Genomic DNA, 14,816 nt, shown 5'->3' on the forward strand with positions numbered 1-14,816 from the left:
CCTTGCCGGAGAGATCGCATCGGGTGCCGGTGGCCAGGTCGCCGAGAGCCTGGCCCCCGTTGGCTCCGCACTGTCGGACACGGCGCAGTCTCTGAAGGCCCATTTCTCGGACTGGGGCGCTCGCCCGCGACCGGCCGTGGATGCTGCATCTGCCGGGGGAGGCGAGGGGGAGGAGCTGGAGTCGCTGGGCGGGCGTGCCACCGAGCTCTCACAAGCGGTGGGAGGTGTCACCGTCGGCGAGGACCGGCGGGAGCTGGCCACGTTGTTCGACCGCGCCTACCGGCTGACGACGGCGGTCGTCGGCGGCCACAGCGATGTCGCGCCTGGACAGGCGAGGGCCGTGGCCGCCCGAGTGGTCGATAGCGTGCTCCGCCCGCTCGCCGGCGTCTTGGCGCCGACGCCCGCGGAGAAGCCGGGTGTGGCCGCCGACGGCCCCGTTTCCACCAATGGCTCCGTGAAGGCGGAGGTGTGGCAGCTGGCCAAGGAGGCGACGCGGTTGTGCACTCGTCTCGGCACGCATTCAGCGGCGAGGCCCGGCCTGCACGAGGCGACGGCGGCGTTGCAGGATCTCGCCTGCCAGCTCGATGCCGATGACCCGAACGCTCGCACGGCGGAGCTGCGCAGTCTGCAGACCAGCATGGCGCCCGCGATCCAGCTGGCGCCCGACGGCCCGTACCTCGTCGTCAACGCCGAGAACCTTCGTAACTGGCTGGGACAGGCTCTCCCGGCCCGCCCGGCGATGGCTCTCTGCCGGTGTGGCGGCTCGGCCATGAAGCCGTTCTGCGACGGGACCCACGCCGCGATCGGGTTCACCGCAGCCAAGGATCCCGAGCGGGTCCCGGATCGCTGCGACACGTACGTGGGTCAGCAGGTGACGATCCTCGACAACCGGGGGACCTGTCAGCACTCGGGCCTGTGCAGCGACCGCCTGTCCACGGTGTTCCGAACCGGCCAGGAGCCGTTCGTGGCGCCGAGCGGAGGGCGGATGGACGAGATCGTTCGGGCCGTTCGTGACTGCCCCTCAGGCGCGCTCAGCTACGCCATCGACGGCGACGAGGTTCGCGACCAGGTCGACTGGGACAACCGTAGGGAGCCCACCATCGAGGTCTCTCGCGACGGCCCGTACCGGATAACCGGCGGTGTCGATCTCGTCAGCGAGGAGGGTGGCGACGTGGCGCGTAACGCAGGGGCGTCGTACGAGCACTACGCCCTCTGTCGCTGCGGGCACTCACAGAACAAGCCCTTCTGCAGCGGCATGCACTGGTACGTCGACTTCCATGACCCCGCCCTCGACCCGGACCGCGAGCCGACGATGTTCGGTTGGTGCGGCGGCCTCCCGGCGCTCACGAGGATGACCCGCCTCTTCTACGAGAGGTACGTCCCCGAGGACCCGCTGCTGGCCCCGCTGTTCGCCAACATGTCTGCAGACCATCCGCAGCGGGTGGCCAAGTGGCTCGGCGAGGTGTTCGGCGGGCCGTCCGCCTACAGCGATGAGTACGGGGGCTATTCGCGGATGGTCCAGCAGCACATCGGTAAGGGGCTCACCGAGGAGAGTCGGGCTCGTTGGGTTGCCCTGATCCTTCGGTCCGCCGACGAGGCGGGGCTGCCGAGCGATCCCGAGTTTCGTTCCGCCTTCGCCTCCTACATCGAGTGGGGGTCGCGCCTCGCCCTCGAGAACTCCCAGGCCGGTGCCCAGCCACCTGAGCGCATGCCGATGCCCCATTGGAGCTGGGGCACCGCCGGCCCTCCAGGCAGTCGGGTGTCCGCTGTGCCCTCTCCGGGCGAGGGCGACGAGCAGCCCGTGGTCCTGCCGGCCGCGGACGAGACAGTGAGCTTTGCCAAGCACATCAAGCCGCTGTTTCGCCAGCGCGACCGGCAGTCGATGAAATTCGCCTTCGACCTCTGGTCCTACGACGACGTCGGCGCGCGAGCCGACGACGTTCTCGCGCGCCTGCGCAACGGGTCGATGCCCTGCGACGGAGCCTGGCCGGAGGAGAAGGTCCAGGTCTTTCAGCGATGGATCGAGACGGGCAAGACCGCCTGAGCCGTCAGGTTCGCGTGGCCGTCGGCGCGGCGTCGATGCGAGGACCCGCCGCCCGTTCATCGGAGTGCTCAGGTCTCCGCCTCTCTCGGGCGCGGTTGCAGGCGTAGCTTCGAGCGCCCGAGACCTGCGGTGAGGGTTGACAGCATCGCGGCTCCGCAGGAGACTGCGGAGTGAGGCGAGCGGGCCGTCAGTTCGTCGGCCCCTCTCGCCACAAGGGGGGCCAAGATGAGCAGAGCCGAGATCGAGGGCCGGGCGGAGGATTTCTCGAAGGTATTCGCGACACACGACGCCGCTGCGATGGCCGCGTTCTATACGGCGGACGCCAGGTTCCTGGCGCCCAACATGCCGATGATCGAGGGCCGGGCTGGCATCGAGGCGTTCGGCAAGGAGATGTTCGCCGCCGGCGGGCAATCTCTCGAGCTCGACACGGTCGACGTGCTCGACGGTGGCGACCTGGAGATCGAGGTCGGGAACTACACGATGGGGATACAGCCACCCGACAGCGATTCGTTGGTCGACAACGGGAAGTATGTGGCGGTTTGGAAGAGAGACGTCGACGGCAGCCTGAAAATGGCGATCGACACCTTCAACACCAACGCACCACTGGCATAGCCGCAGACTGACCGGGCTCCTTCAGGTGTCCCGGAGGTGCTGAGATACAGCGGTGCCCCATAGCCCGGATGTCACCGAGCTCGAGCGGCTCGGCGTGTACGACCCCTCGGCGCCGGACGCCGAGGATCGCCTGCGCCTTATCGGCCGGCTCTTCGAGCTGGGCGCCACTACCGAGGAGGTCGTGCGGGCGGCGCGACTCGCCGGGCTCGGAAGCCTGTCGCTCGACCTGTCGATCCGACCGCCAGGGGAGGCGTTCGGATTCGACGACTTCGCCAACAGATCGGGGCTCGACCCTGTCCTGGTCCGGCGCCTCTGGCTGGCGCTGGGGTTGCCCGCCTCGGGCCCGATGCCGCTCGAGGTCACTCCCGACGCGGCTGAGGCGCTGCGCCTTCTCGTGGGCCTGGAGAGCATGGTGGGCGAGGACGCCACCCTCGGTGTCGCACGAGTGATCGGCTCGTCGATGGCGCGCCTGGCCGAATCGGTCGCAAGCGCCATCCGGATCGGGATCGAGGTCCCCAAGCTGGACGCGGGGACCAGGTACTCCCAGGTCGTCGAGGAGTACTCCGCCAGTGGGCGCGAGCTGCTCCCGCAGGTCCTCGACGCCGTCAACGCCGTCTTCCGTCGCCACCTCGTCCTCGTCTCGTACCAGCGGTGGTCAACGGACGAGGACATGGCGGCGGTCACCCTGGAACGCACGGTCGGCTTCGCCGACATGGTCAGGTCCACTGAAGCCGTTCGCGCCGAGTCGGTAGCGGCATTGGCCCAGATGGTGCGTCGGTTCGAGGAGCTGGTCTGGGACGTGGTCACCGAGGTCGGCGGCCGGGTCGTGAAGTTGATCGGCGACGAGGCCATGTTCGTGGTCGAGGACGCAGCACCGGCGTGCCAGATCGCCCTCGATCTCGTCGAGCGGTCGCCGTACCCGGTACGGATGGGACTCGCCCACGGGGCCGTCGTCGGCCTCTTCGGCGACTATTACGGCGAGACCGTCAACCTGGCGGCCCGTCTCGTCGGCGTCGCGGACGGCGAAAGCGTCCTCGTCTCCGAGACGGTGCGACGTGAGGCAGCCGACGCCTTCAGCTTCGAAGCACAACCAGCTCGCTCTCTCAAGGGCTTCGACGAAGCCACCGTCACTTACCGACTGCGCGGACGCTAGTCGTGCGGGTGGTCCGGCCGGGCGCCGAGCAGGGCGGTGCCGAAGTCGGTGTCGTTGTAGTCGTAGGCCCGCTCGGGGTCGGCCCGGACCCGTGAGTCCTGAACCTTGGCATCGTCGCCCACGAGGATCCGCCAGCGTCCGGCCCGAACGCCGTCGAGGATGATCGTCGCCGCTTCGGCGGCGGTGACCGGCGCGTTTTGACTGAAACCCTCGACCATCATCTTGACGATCTGGCGCAGCTGCTCAGTCGAGATGTCGTCCGCCGGCAGGCCTCGCATGGCGATCTGCGCTCGCATCTGCTCGAGGTCGGAGTCGGGGATGTCGTCGAGCTCGGGGCCGCCGAGAATGCGGCGGGAGTTGACCACGATGTCGGTCCCTATGTGGCCGGGCATGACAACGGCCACCTTGACGTGCGGCGCGTGGATCCTGAGATCCTCGATCAGGGCTTCGGAGAACCCCTTCACGGCGAATTTGGCGGTGCTGTATGCCGTGTGAGGGACTCCGGGACCGAGCGAGGCCCAGAAGCCGTTGACGCTGCTCGTGTTGACGAGATACCCGTCATCGCTGGCGATGAGCAGCGGCAGGAGGGCCCGGGTGCAGTAGTAGACACCCCACCAGTCGATGGCGAAGGTCCGCTCCCAATCCGCCCGGTCGTCGGCGATGAAGCTGCCGCCTCCTCCGATGCCGGCGTTGTTGAACACCAGGTTCACGTGGTCGGCCGCGTGCTGGGTCGTCACCTCGTCGCGAAAGCGGAGGACATCGTCCTCGACCGACACGTCACACGCGTGCGTCGTGATCCGGCTCCCGACCGGGGCTCGCCCGGCCGTCTCGCTCACGCGGGCAGGGTCGATGTCGCAGGTAGCGACCGAGCATCCCTCGGCGGCGAGTTGGAGGACCAGCTCTCGTCCCATTCCTGAGCCGCCTCCGGTGACGATGGCCAACTTCCCCGCAAACGAGTCCACGCTCAGCTCCATGCCCTTCCGGCCCGGCCACCGCGGCCGTTGTCCTGGTCGCGCCACCGTAGGCGGCTCGGCGCGCCGCAGCCAGCCTCGGCCCGTTCAGCGGTAGACGCTCACCACGTCCCGCGCCGTCATGAGCACCCTCTCGCGGAGCTCAGGTGGGTCGATGATCTCGACCGTGCCACCCAACGCCACGAGCTCGCGAGCGGCGCTGCCCAGGTCGTCGAAGCTCACCGAGGTCCGTACCACGGTGCAGCCGTCGTGCGGTGCGACCGATTCGGTGTGATATCCCCGTTGGCGGAGGATGGCGATGGCCTTCTCAGTGGCGTCCAGCGATGCCGTCACCCTCTTGGCGCCGACCTCGAAGCTCGCCACCGAGTCGGCCCAGTAGCGGGTGAGATCGAAGTCGGGCGGGCGGGCGGACTCCTCGGACAGGGCCCGAGCCGACCTGATCCTCGACACCCGGTAGGTGCGTGTCTGGCCGTCTCGCCCCGCGACCAGGTACCACATGCCTGCCTTGAGCACGAGTCCCAGGGGATCGAGCACGCGTCGGGCGTCCTCGTCATCGTCGAGATGGTGGTAGACGATCTCGAGGCGGCGGCCCTCCCACACCGCCGTAGCCACCGGCCCGAGGTGCGCCGGGACGTGCGAGGCTCGGAACCAACCCGCGGTGTCCAGGTGGAAGCGCTGGCGGACGAGGAAGGCGCGGTCGGCGACGTCCTTCGGAAGGGCGGCGAGCAGCTTGGCCTGGGCGGCGGCGAAGACGGTGCCGAGGCCGAGCTCGCCGACGGGTCCGGGCGTCCCGCCGATGAGCAACGCCTCGGCTTCCCGTGCGGACAGCCCCGTCAGCCGCGTGCGGTAGCCCTCGACCAGACGGAACCCTCCGCCGCGGCCGGCCTCCGCGTAGACCGGGACTCCGGCAGCGGAGAGCGCCTCGACGTCCCGATAGACGGTGCGGACCGACACCTCGAGCTCCTCGGCCAGCTCCGGCGCCGTGAGTTGTCCACGACTCTGCAGCAGCAACAGCAGCGACACCAGCCGGCTCGCTCGCACGGGTGGAATCGTAGCGCCGAGACCTGACAGAAGATGTCAGGGTTGGTGTCGTAGGGTTCTGGCGAGGGAGCGGGGCGAGGTCAGGGTGACCGCCAGGCAACGAGGGTCGTTGCACGGGCCCACGTTGGGGATGCCCCGGAGGTGCGGGTCATGGTGGCAACTGACATGGATGGTCTCGACCAGGGAAAGCAGGCGCTGGGTGGAGCGCGGCATGGCCCTGGCTGCACCGTCGTCACCGGTGTCCTGATAGCCGAGAGCCTCCGAGTCGGCTCGCTATTGCAGGACCTCCCCCTCCGAGTGGACGAGATCTCTCGCATCGACGCCGGAGATGTCGACGCCGGCCAGCCGAGGACGTGGACCTTCATCCACTTCGAAGCGCCTGTCGGGGACGCCGACGGGCTCGCTGCTGCGCTCAGCTCCGGGCTCCAGCGACGAGGGGGGTGGTACTGCAACTTCCGTTCGGGCGACGACACGTTCATCGTCTTCGCCGACGCGGTGTTCCGCTATCCGAGGGGCGACACGGTACGGCGGGCCGAGGCGGAGGACTTCGCCCGTTCGTGTGGCGTCCCCGAGCCACAGCTGGACTGGGAGGAGTGATGTCCCGAGACGAGGTGATGGTGGCCTGCCTGGCGTACCCCGGCGCAGTCGAGGACTACCCATTCGGCGACGAGGTCGCCGTCTTCAGGATCGGCGGGCGCATGTTCGCCCTCGTGTCGCTCGTCGGACTGCCCGGCAGCGTCAACGTCAAGTGCGACCCAGATCTCGCCCTCGAGCTTCGTGCCCAGCACGCTGCCGTGCGCCCTGGCTACCACCAGGACAAGCGCCACTGGAACACGGTCGACCTCGACGGAACGATCGAGGACAACGAGGTCCTCGACATGATCGCCCACTCCTACGAGCTCGTCATGAACAAACTGCCCCGACGGCAGAGGGCTGCCCTCGAGCCGTGACGTCGTGCCCGATGGCGGGGGCGACTGCGTCGGGTGAATGGCAGAGGCCGCAGGGCGCGGCGAGCGACGCCGCCGGTGCCGGGCGCACCTCGACGAAGGAGGCGGCGGCGGCGATGAGCGGCGCCTATATCCTGGTCTTCGTGAGGTTCCTGACCGAATAGCTGACGGCCGACGACGTCCGTCCCTCCCTGATCCTCCCGAGGAGCCTCACCATGCTCACCGCCACCAACCTGCAGTTGCGCGTCGGGCCGCGCCTGCTGCTGGAGCCGGCGGCGTTCCACGTCGCCGCCGGCGACCGTATCGGGCTGGTCGGACGCAACGGGTCAGGCAAGACGACCCTCGTGAGGGCGCTGGCCGGCGAGATCGCGCCGGCCTCCGGCGAGGTGACCCGCCCGCAGGCGATCGGCTACCTGCCGCAGGATCCGCGGACCGGTGACCTGGATGTGCCGGCCCGCCAGCGGATCCTGTCGGCCCGCGGCCTCGACCACCTCAGCCACGAGATGGAGTCGGCCCGCGCCGCCATGGGCGGGCACGACCCGGTCGCCGTGGACCGGGTGCTTCGTCGCTACGGCGACCTCGAGGACCGCTTCCAGGTCCTCGGCGGCTACGGCGCCGAGGCCGAGGCCAGCTCGATCGCGTCCAGTCTGGCGCTCGGCGAGCGGGCGCTGGACCAGCCGCTGCGGACGCTGTCCGGGGGTCAGCGCCGCCGGATCGAGCTCGCCCGGGTCCTGTTCAGCGGGGCGGAGCTGCTGCTGCTGGACGAGCCCACCAACCATCTCGACGCTGATTCGATCGCCTGGCTCCGGGAGTTCCTACGCGCCCATGCCGGTGGCCTGGTCGTCATCAGCCACGATCGCGACCTGCTCGGATCGACGGTCAACCGGGTCTTCCACCTCGACGCCAACCGGGCGGCCCTCGAGGTCTACAACCTCGGCTGGCGTGCCTACCTCGACCAGCGTGAGGTCGACGAGCGCCGCCGGCACCGGGAGCGGGCCAACGCCGAGAAGAGGGCCACCGCGCTGCGCGACCAGGCGGCGCGCATGCGGGCGAAGGCGACGAAGGCCAAGGCGGCCAAGGGCATGGCCCGGCGCGCCGACCAGATGATGGCGAGCGTCGGCGACGTCCGCAGGGCCGACCGCGTCGCCCGGCTGCGCTTCCCGAGCCCGACGCCGTGTGGGCGCACACCCCTCGCTGCCACCGGTCTGTCGAAATCCTTCGGATCGCTCGAGGTCTTCACCGACGTCGACCTGGCCGTCGACCGCGGCTCGCGGGTGGTGGTGCTGGGTCTCAACGGCGCCGGCAAGACCACACTGTTGCGCGTGCTCGTGGGGCTGGAGGGGCCGGACACGGGGACCGTGACGCCCGGACACGGGCTACGGCTGGGCTATTACGCCCAGGAGCACGAGCGTCTGGATGGAGACGCCAGCGTGCTCGAGAACATGCGCTCGGCCGCCGCCGGCCTCGAGGTGTCCGAGGCTCGCAGCGTCCTGGGATCGTTCCTCTTCTCAGGTGACGCCGTCCACCAGGCCGTCGGGACCCTGTCGGGGGGAGAGAAGACCAGGTTGGCGCTGGCCACCCTGGTGGTCTCGGGGGCGAACGTGTTGCTCCTCGACGAGCCCACCAACAACCTCGATCCCGCAAGCCGGGCCGAGGTGCTCGACGCCCTCGCCCGCTACGAGGGGGCGGTCGTGCTGGTCACCCACGACGAGGCGGCGGTCGAGGCGTTGCGCCCGGAACGGGTGCTGCTCCTGCCCGACGGGGTGGAGGACGCCTGGCGGGGCGAGCTGGCCGATCTGGTCGCCCTCTCCTGAGCCCTCGCTGCAGGCCTCAGCGCGAAGCGCCGAGAGCGATCTTGTCCGGGCCGGCCTCCCGGGCCGGCCTCAGGCCGGCTGGGGCTGATCGACGCGGCGCACGTCCCCGGACGAGAACACGACCGGGAGGACGGACCCGTCCGACAGGCGCTCGACGCGGTACCCGCTCTCGAGGACCTCGGCGACGACGAAGCCCCGGCTCCAGGATGACGTGAAGCGGTTCACCACCTCGACTCTGGTGCCGGCGCTGCACTCGTCCACTCGCACCAGCACAGCATCCCCACCTGAACGGGTGGCCAACTTCGGTTGACGTGGCTGCGAATCTCTGCGAAATGGAGCGCAGTCCGGCCCTCGCCCCACGGCCTCCTTCGAGCGCCGCCCCGAGCAGCCGCTAGCGTGTCGCCTCCATGACCATCGAGCCCATGGAAGCGGGCGCGCCGCTGGCCCGAGAGGTGGCCATTTCGCCCAGCGCGGAGGCGCGCCCCGCTCGTTCGGTGTTGTCGGCCGCGGGCGCCGCGCTGCTGGACGAGAAGCGACCGCTCGACGGGGGTGAGCTCCGCGCCCTGGCACTGCTTCCCGACGAGGCGATCCCATCGCTGGCCGCCCTGGCCCACGAGGTCCGGCTGGCCTGGCGGGGGCCGACGGTCGAGGTGGAGGGGATCCTGTCGGCCAAGACGGGCGGGTGCCCCGAGGACTGCGCCTTCTGCAGCCAGTCGTCCCGGTTCGACTCGCCCGTCAAGGCCACCCCCTTCCTCGACACCGGCGAGGTGCTGGCGGCTGCCGAGGAGACGGCGAAGCTGGGGGCATCCGAGTTCTGCCTCGTGCTGGCCGTGCGCGGTCCCGACGAGCGCACGCTGCAGCGCATCATCGACCTGGTGCCCCTCGTCGGGGAGCGCACCGGGCTCAACGTAGCCGTGAGCGCGGGGATCCTCTCACCCGAGCAGGCGGGGCGTCTGGCCGCCGCCGGCGTGCACCGCTACAACCACAACATCGAGACGGCGCGCTCGTACTTCGGCCGGATCGTGACGACGCACACCTGGGAGGAGCGGGCGGAGACGTGCCGGTTGGTGCGCCAGCACGGGATGGAGCTCTGCTGCGGCGTCCTCCTCGGCATGGGCGAGAGCGACGAGCAGCGCCTCGAGCTGCTGGGCCAGCTCCGGGAGCTGGACCCCGCCGAAGTCCCGGTCAACTTCCTCAATCCCCGTCCCGGCACGCCGCTGGCCGAGCGGCCCATCGTTGGGGCCATGGACGCGCTGCGGTGGATAGCGCTCTTCCGCCTGGCCCTGCCGGGCGTGATTCTCCGCTACGCGGGGGGCAGGGAGGTCACCCTCGGCCAGCTCCAGGCCATGGGCATGACCGCGGGGATCAACGCCTTGATCGTCGGCAACTACCTGACGACCCTGGGTCGGCCGCCGGAGGACGATCTGCGGATGCTGGCCGACCTGCGGATGCCCATCGGGGCCCTCAGCCCCGTCATCTGAGTGGCGCGGTCGCACTGCACCGGCTGCGGCCAACCCGTCGAGCACTGCCCGGGCTGTCGCCGATCGCTGGACCCTCCCCGCTTCTGCCCGTCCTGTGGGCGCCGGCTCACGGTGCTCGTGACCCCGCTGCGGTCGGTGGGACGGTGTCCCGAGCACGGCGAGAGCGCCAGCTGAACACGCCGGCAGGCTCCCAGGTCTAGAGGGCGCCCACCTGGCTGCCGGTGCGACGCCAGTCGACCGTGGGCGGGATGGCCTCGGGCATGATGCGTGCCGCGTGGCGCTCGGCCACGGCCATCAGGGAGCGGATGAGACCTTCGGAGAGGAGATGGGGCACCAGCCCGAGGTCGAGCAGCTTGGTATGCGCCGCCCGGTAGTAGTGGTCCTCGGCCTCCACCCGTGGATCGGTCATCGTCTCGATCCGGGCTGACCCGCCTGTGGCGCGCACGACCATGTCGGCCAGGTCCATCACCGACCAGGACTCGGTGAACTGGTTGAACACCCGGTACTCGCCGGCGGCGGCCGGGTTCGAGATGGCCAGCTCCACACACGCGAGGGTGTCCCTGATGTCGAGCATCCCTCTGGTCTGGCCACCCTTCCCGTAGACGGTGAGGGGATAGCCGGCGCTGGCCTGCACCACAAAGCGGTTGAGCACGGTGCCGAAGACGGCGTCGTAGTCGAAGCGGGTGGCAAGGTCGGGGTGCAGGATGGTCTCCGGCGTCTCCTGGCCGTAGACGATGCCCTGGTGCAGGTCGGTGGACCGTAGCCCCCAGGTCCGCACGGCGAAGGCGATGTTGTGGGAGTCGTGGACCTTGGACAGGTGGTAGAAGGAGCCGGGCTGCTTCGGGAAGGGCAGCACGTCCGTGCGGCCCCGGTGGCGGATCTCGATGAAGCCTTCTTCGATGTCGATGTTGGGCGTCCCGTACTCGCCCATGGTGCCCAGCTTGACCAGGTGGATGTCGGGGTTGATCTGGGCGATGGCGTAGAGGAGGTTCAGTGTGCCCACCACGTTGTTGACCTGGGTGTAGACGGCATGGGACCGATCGATCATCGAGTAGGGGGCGCTGCGCTGCTCGGCGAAGTGCACGACGGCGTCGGGCCGGAAGTCGGCCAGGGTCGTCTCCACGAAGTCCGGGTCCATCATGTCGCCGATGTAGGGCGTGATCGCGAGCCCGCTGACCTCGGTCCAGGCCCGCACCCGGCGCTCCAGGCTGGCGATGGGGACCAGACTGTCGACCCCCATCTCGTCGTCGTAGCTCCGGCGACAGAGGTTGTCGACCACACCGACCTGGTGGCCCCGACGGGACAGATGCAGCGCCGTCGGCCACCCGAGGAAGCCGTCGCCGCCGAGGATCAGCACCCTGGACGAAGGCCCCGCTGCGGAGATGGAACTGTCCGGGCGGGTCAGTGCGGTCATTGAGGCCATGGGGAGATACTTACCGCTCAAGCTCTCGGGGACCTGGGAGAAACCTTAAAGTTCTCTGAGCATTAACGCGACGCTCGGTCGGGCTAGCTCAGCACGTCCTTGCGGAGGAACCGCCACCAGGCCAGACCCAGGAACACCGCCACGTAGGGGAGCTCCAAGAGCACCCCGTGCACCATGTCGCTGGTCCGGGTCGGCTGGAAGAACAGTCCGTGCCAGGCGTCGATGTAGTGCGTGGGGAAGGCGAAGCTCATGAAGTCGAGGGCCGAGATGTTGTTGAGGATCTGGCTGACGATCCCGAGCCCGACGCCGCCGGCCACGGCGGCGAAGGCCGAATCGGTCATGGTCGACAGCAGGAAGGCGAAGGTGACGAAGGACGCCATGCTCCACGCCACGTAGATGGTGCCGAGCGCCAGCTTTCCGATCGCCGAGGTCTGGGAGACGATCTGGAACGACGGGGTCAGCACCGGGTGCCAGCCGAAGGCGATGATCCCGGCCACGAGGGCGACGACGGTGATGACGATGGTCGCCACCACCGACAGCACCGAGGCCACCAACAGCTTGGTGGCCAGGAGACGGGGCCGGGAGACGGGGCGCACGAGAAGGTAGCGCAGGGTGCCCCACGTCGCCTCGCCCGAGACCGTCTCGCCGGCGAAGAGCGAGACCACGATGACCAGCAGGAAAGCGCTGGTAGCGGTCAAAGCCGCCAGCGGCACGTTGATCCCCGAGTGCGTGGCCACGTCGAAGTAGCCCCGCTCGTTGCTCGACGGGCTCGGTGGGTTGAGCTTGAGGGCGACGGTCAGGATGATCGGGATCAGAGCGAGGACGCCGAGGGCGATGTAGGTCCGTGCCCGGCGGACCTGCTTGATGAACTCGACCCGAATCACGCCGGCCGGAGCATACCCGGCTCTCCGGGGTTTCCCCATCTGGGAGCGCTCTGTGAATGTGGCTGCTGGGGGCGTTGCTCACAGCAAGCTCCCAGGTCGGGCTGCCATCATCAGTGGTGATGAGCTGGAAGGAAAGCCCTACGCGGGGGTCGGAGCCGGCCACGAGGGTCCTGGTGGTCGACGACGAGCAGTACATCCGGGACCTCGTCGGCACGTCCTTGCGCTACGAAGGCTTCGAGGTGGAGGAGGCGAGCATGGGGCGGGCCGCGCTGGCCGCCGCCTCGTCCTTCCGCCCCGACCTGATCGTGCTCGACGTGCTGCTCCCCGACCTCGACGGCCTGGAGGTGACCAGGCGCCTGCGGAGCGACGGGCTGCGGGTGCCCGTGCTCTTCCTGACGGCCAGGGACGCCACCGAGGACAAGGTGGCCGGGTTGACCGTCGGCGGCGACGACTACGTCACGAAGCCCTTCAGCCTCGAGGAGCTGGTGGCGAGGGCGCGGGCAATCCTGCGCCGCACCCAGGGGGAGGCCGAGTCGGGAGCTCAGCTGCAGTTCGCCGACCTGATGCTCGACGAGGACACCCGGGAGGTGTGGCGCGGCGGCGTCCTCGTCCACCTCACCGCCACCGAGTTCAACCTCCTTCGCTACTTCATGCTCAACCCCCGGCGGGTCCTGTCCAAGGTGCAGATCCTCGAGCACGTGTGGCAGTACGACTTCGAGGGCGATCCCAACGTCCTGGAGACCTACATCAGCTACCTGCGCAAGAAGCTGGACCCGCTGGGACCCCCGCTCATCCACACCAGCCGCCAGGTGGGCTACAGCCTGCGCCTCCCGCAGGCCTGATCGTGCGCCGGCGGCACCTACCCGGTCCTGGGGTGGCGATGCGGAGGCTCTCGCTGCGTCAACGCTTGCTGGGGACGCTCGTGCTCCTCTTCGTCGTGGGCTTCGTGGTGTCCGACGTCGCCAGCTACCGGGCCCTCCAGTCGTTCCTGTTCGGTCGGGTCGACCAGCAGCTGACGGCGTTGAACAACGGGCTCACTCGAGGTCTGCTGGTGAGCGGTCGTCTGGACCGAGGTGCCCTGGCCGGTGTGTTCTTCCAGGTCCGCGACAGCCAGGGGGGGCTGGTGGTGAGCGGCAATGGCAACGCCGTGCCACTCGGTGCCGGCCAGGCGTTCACGCCCCGGCTACCGGACCCCTTGCCGGCGCCTGGTCCGGGAAACAATCCGCTCACCCCGGTCTCGACGACCTTCGACACCCAGTCCTCCCAGTCGGGGGGCCCGAGCTACCGGGTGCGGGTCACCACGCTGCCCGGGTTGTCGGCCACGACGGTCGTCGCCCTGCCGCTCGGCGACGTGAGCTCGACGCTGTCCCATCTGCGATGGATCGAGCTGGCGGTGACCGGCGCAGTCATCGCCCTCGCCGTGCTCGTCGGGCTGTGGCTGGTGCGGATCAGCTTCCGACCACTTGACGACATCGCCGAGACGGCGGGAGCGATCGCCAAGGGGGAGCTCGACCGCCGCATCCCGGGGACGGAGCCTCGGACCGAGATCGGCCGGCTCGGGATCGCCCTGAACGCCATGCTGGCGCGCATCGAGGCCGCCTTCGCCGAGCGCAAGGCCTCCGAAGAGCGCCTCAGACGATTCGTGGCTGACGCGTCCCACGAGCTGCGCACGCCGCTCACCTCGATCCGGGGCTACGCCGAGCTCTTCCGGCGGGGAGCCGACCGGCGGCCCGAGGACCTGGCCATGTCGATGCAACGGATCGAGGACGAGGCCACCCGCATGGGCGCGCTCGTCGACGACCTGCTGCTGCTGGCCCGCCTCGACCAGGGTCGCCCGCTGGACCGGGAGCCGGTCGACCTCGCAGCCGTGGTCGGCCAGGCCGTGGAGGCAGCCCACGCGGTGGAGCCCGAGCGCCCGCTCAGCTTCGCCGTCGACTCGCCCGTCACCGTGGTCGGTGATCCCCGCCGCCTGCGTCAGGTCGTCGACAACCTGCTGGCCAACGTGCGGACCCACACGCCGCCGGGCTGCCCGGCGAGCGTGAAGGTGGGCTCCGAGAACGGCAACGCGGTGCTCGAGGTGGCCGACGAGGGGCCGGGCATCGACCCCGTGGCGGCCGAGCGGGTCTTCGAGCGCTTCTACCGGGCCGACGAGTCGCGCTCCCGCGACAACGGCGGGGTGGGCCTCGGCCTGTCGATCGTCGCCGCCATCACCGACGCCCACGGCGGACGGGTGCGGGCGGGGCCGCGCGACGGCGGTGGGGCGTCGTTCCTGGTCGAGCTGCCCCGACAGGGCGCGGGTCCCGCCGCCCTCTCCAACTGAGCTCGAGCGCCAAGCGGGTCCACGCCTCGCAGGAATCTGTTGGCGACCGCCCGGCTGACCCCCAGCCGGCTCACAGCCCCCGGGGGCAGGCTCGGCGGGTGGCCACAGTCGAATCATTAGGTGATT

Annotated in this window: 15 protein-coding genes; 10 read left to right on the forward strand and 5 right to left on the reverse strand. The window is 69.7% G+C overall.

Annotation, left to right across the window (positions count from 1 at the left end; genetic code table 11):
- From VGF64_13505 to VGF64_13515, 3 genes are all read left to right on the forward strand, one after another.
- On the forward strand, window positions 1–2,044 hold a 2,044-nt coding region (locus VGF64_13505; protein HEY1635772.1), incomplete at its 5' end, for a CDGSH iron-sulfur domain-containing protein.
- A gap of 225 nt (window positions 2,045–2,269) precedes the next feature.
- Window positions 2,270–2,656 (forward strand): DUF4440 domain-containing protein, encoded by a 387-nt coding sequence (locus tag VGF64_13510; GenBank protein ID HEY1635773.1) that lies wholly within the window; start codon window positions 2,270–2,272, stop codon window positions 2,654–2,656.
- Between the two features lie 52 nt (window positions 2,657–2,708).
- Complete coding sequence (locus VGF64_13515) at window positions 2,709–3,809, forward strand: adenylate/guanylate cyclase domain-containing protein (protein ID HEY1635774.1); 1,101 nt, start codon at window positions 2,709–2,711, stop codon at window positions 3,807–3,809.
- On the opposite strand, the gene VGF64_13520 is transcribed toward VGF64_13515, so the two are convergent.
- Entirely contained in the window at window positions 3,806–4,771 is a 966-nt protein-coding gene (locus VGF64_13520) for an SDR family oxidoreductase (protein ID HEY1635775.1), read from the reverse strand. The two genes, VGF64_13515 and VGF64_13520, sit on opposite strands and share 4 nt — an antisense overlap.
- A 96-nt stretch (window positions 4,772–4,867) precedes the next feature.
- On the reverse strand, window positions 4,868–5,821 hold the full coding sequence (locus VGF64_13525) for a WYL domain-containing protein (protein HEY1635776.1): 954 nt from the start codon (window positions 5,819–5,821) through the stop codon (window positions 4,868–4,870).
- A gap of 150 nt (window positions 5,822–5,971) precedes the next feature.
- Here VGF64_13525 and VGF64_13530 point away from each other — a divergent pair, with 150 nt between their 5' ends.
- From VGF64_13530 to VGF64_13545, 4 genes are read left to right on the forward strand one after another with little or no spacing between them, the layout of a single operon-like run.
- The gene (locus VGF64_13530; protein ID HEY1635777.1) at window positions 5,972–6,418 is read left to right on the forward strand and encodes a hypothetical protein; all 447 of its coding nucleotides are present in this window, start codon (window positions 5,972–5,974) and stop codon (window positions 6,416–6,418) included.
- Window positions 6,418–6,771: an MmcQ/YjbR family DNA-binding protein gene (locus VGF64_13535; GenBank protein ID HEY1635778.1), complete on the forward strand. Its 354-nt coding sequence runs from the start codon at window positions 6,418–6,420 to the stop codon at window positions 6,769–6,771. Before VGF64_13530 ends, VGF64_13535 begins: the two co-directional genes overlap by 1 nt.
- Complete coding sequence (locus VGF64_13540; protein HEY1635779.1) at window positions 6,768–6,932, forward strand: hypothetical protein; 165 nt, start codon at window positions 6,768–6,770, stop codon at window positions 6,930–6,932. Before VGF64_13535 ends, VGF64_13540 begins: the two co-directional genes overlap by 4 nt.
- A 51-nt stretch (window positions 6,933–6,983) precedes the next feature.
- Complete coding sequence (locus VGF64_13545; GenBank protein ID HEY1635780.1) at window positions 6,984–8,582, forward strand: ABC-F family ATP-binding cassette domain-containing protein; 1,599 nt, start codon at window positions 6,984–6,986, stop codon at window positions 8,580–8,582.
- Window positions 8,583–8,651: 69 nt separating this feature from the next.
- On the opposite strand, the gene VGF64_13550 is transcribed toward VGF64_13545, so the two are convergent.
- On the reverse strand, window positions 8,652–8,849 hold the full coding sequence (locus VGF64_13550; GenBank protein HEY1635781.1) for a hypothetical protein: 198 nt from the start codon (window positions 8,847–8,849) through the stop codon (window positions 8,652–8,654).
- Window positions 8,850–8,989: 140 nt separating this feature from the next.
- On the opposite strand from VGF64_13550, the gene bioB reads away from it, so the two are divergent.
- Window positions 8,990–10,063: a biotin synthase BioB gene (gene bioB, locus VGF64_13555; protein ID HEY1635782.1), complete on the forward strand. Its 1,074-nt coding sequence runs from the start codon at window positions 8,990–8,992 to the stop codon at window positions 10,061–10,063.
- A 196-nt stretch (window positions 10,064–10,259) separates the two neighbouring features.
- Here the strand turns inward: bioB and VGF64_13560 are convergent, their stop codons facing one another.
- Entirely contained in the window at window positions 10,260–11,477 is a 1,218-nt protein-coding gene (locus tag VGF64_13560; GenBank protein HEY1635783.1) for an NAD-dependent epimerase/dehydratase family protein, read from the reverse strand.
- A gap of 92 nt (window positions 11,478–11,569) precedes the next feature.
- The gene (locus VGF64_13565; GenBank protein HEY1635784.1) at window positions 11,570–12,370 is read right to left on the reverse strand and encodes an ABC transporter permease subunit; all 801 of its coding nucleotides are present in this window, start codon (window positions 12,368–12,370) and stop codon (window positions 11,570–11,572) included.
- Window positions 12,371–12,489: 119 nt separating this feature from the next.
- On the opposite strand from VGF64_13565, the gene VGF64_13570 reads away from it, so the two are divergent.
- A complete protein-coding gene (locus VGF64_13570) occupies window positions 12,490–13,212 on the forward strand; it encodes a response regulator transcription factor (GenBank protein HEY1635785.1) in 723 nt (240 codons plus the stop codon).
- Between the two features lie 38 nt (window positions 13,213–13,250).
- Window positions 13,251–14,690, forward strand: a complete 1,440-nt coding sequence (locus VGF64_13575; GenBank protein HEY1635786.1) for a HAMP domain-containing sensor histidine kinase — start codon at window positions 13,251–13,253, stop codon at window positions 14,688–14,690.
- Window positions 14,691–14,816 lie beyond the last annotated feature (126 nt).

The organism is Acidimicrobiales bacterium (assembly GCA_036491125.1).
In the GTDB taxonomy this organism is placed as follows: Bacteria; Actinomycetota; Acidimicrobiia; order Acidimicrobiales; family AC-9; genus AC-9.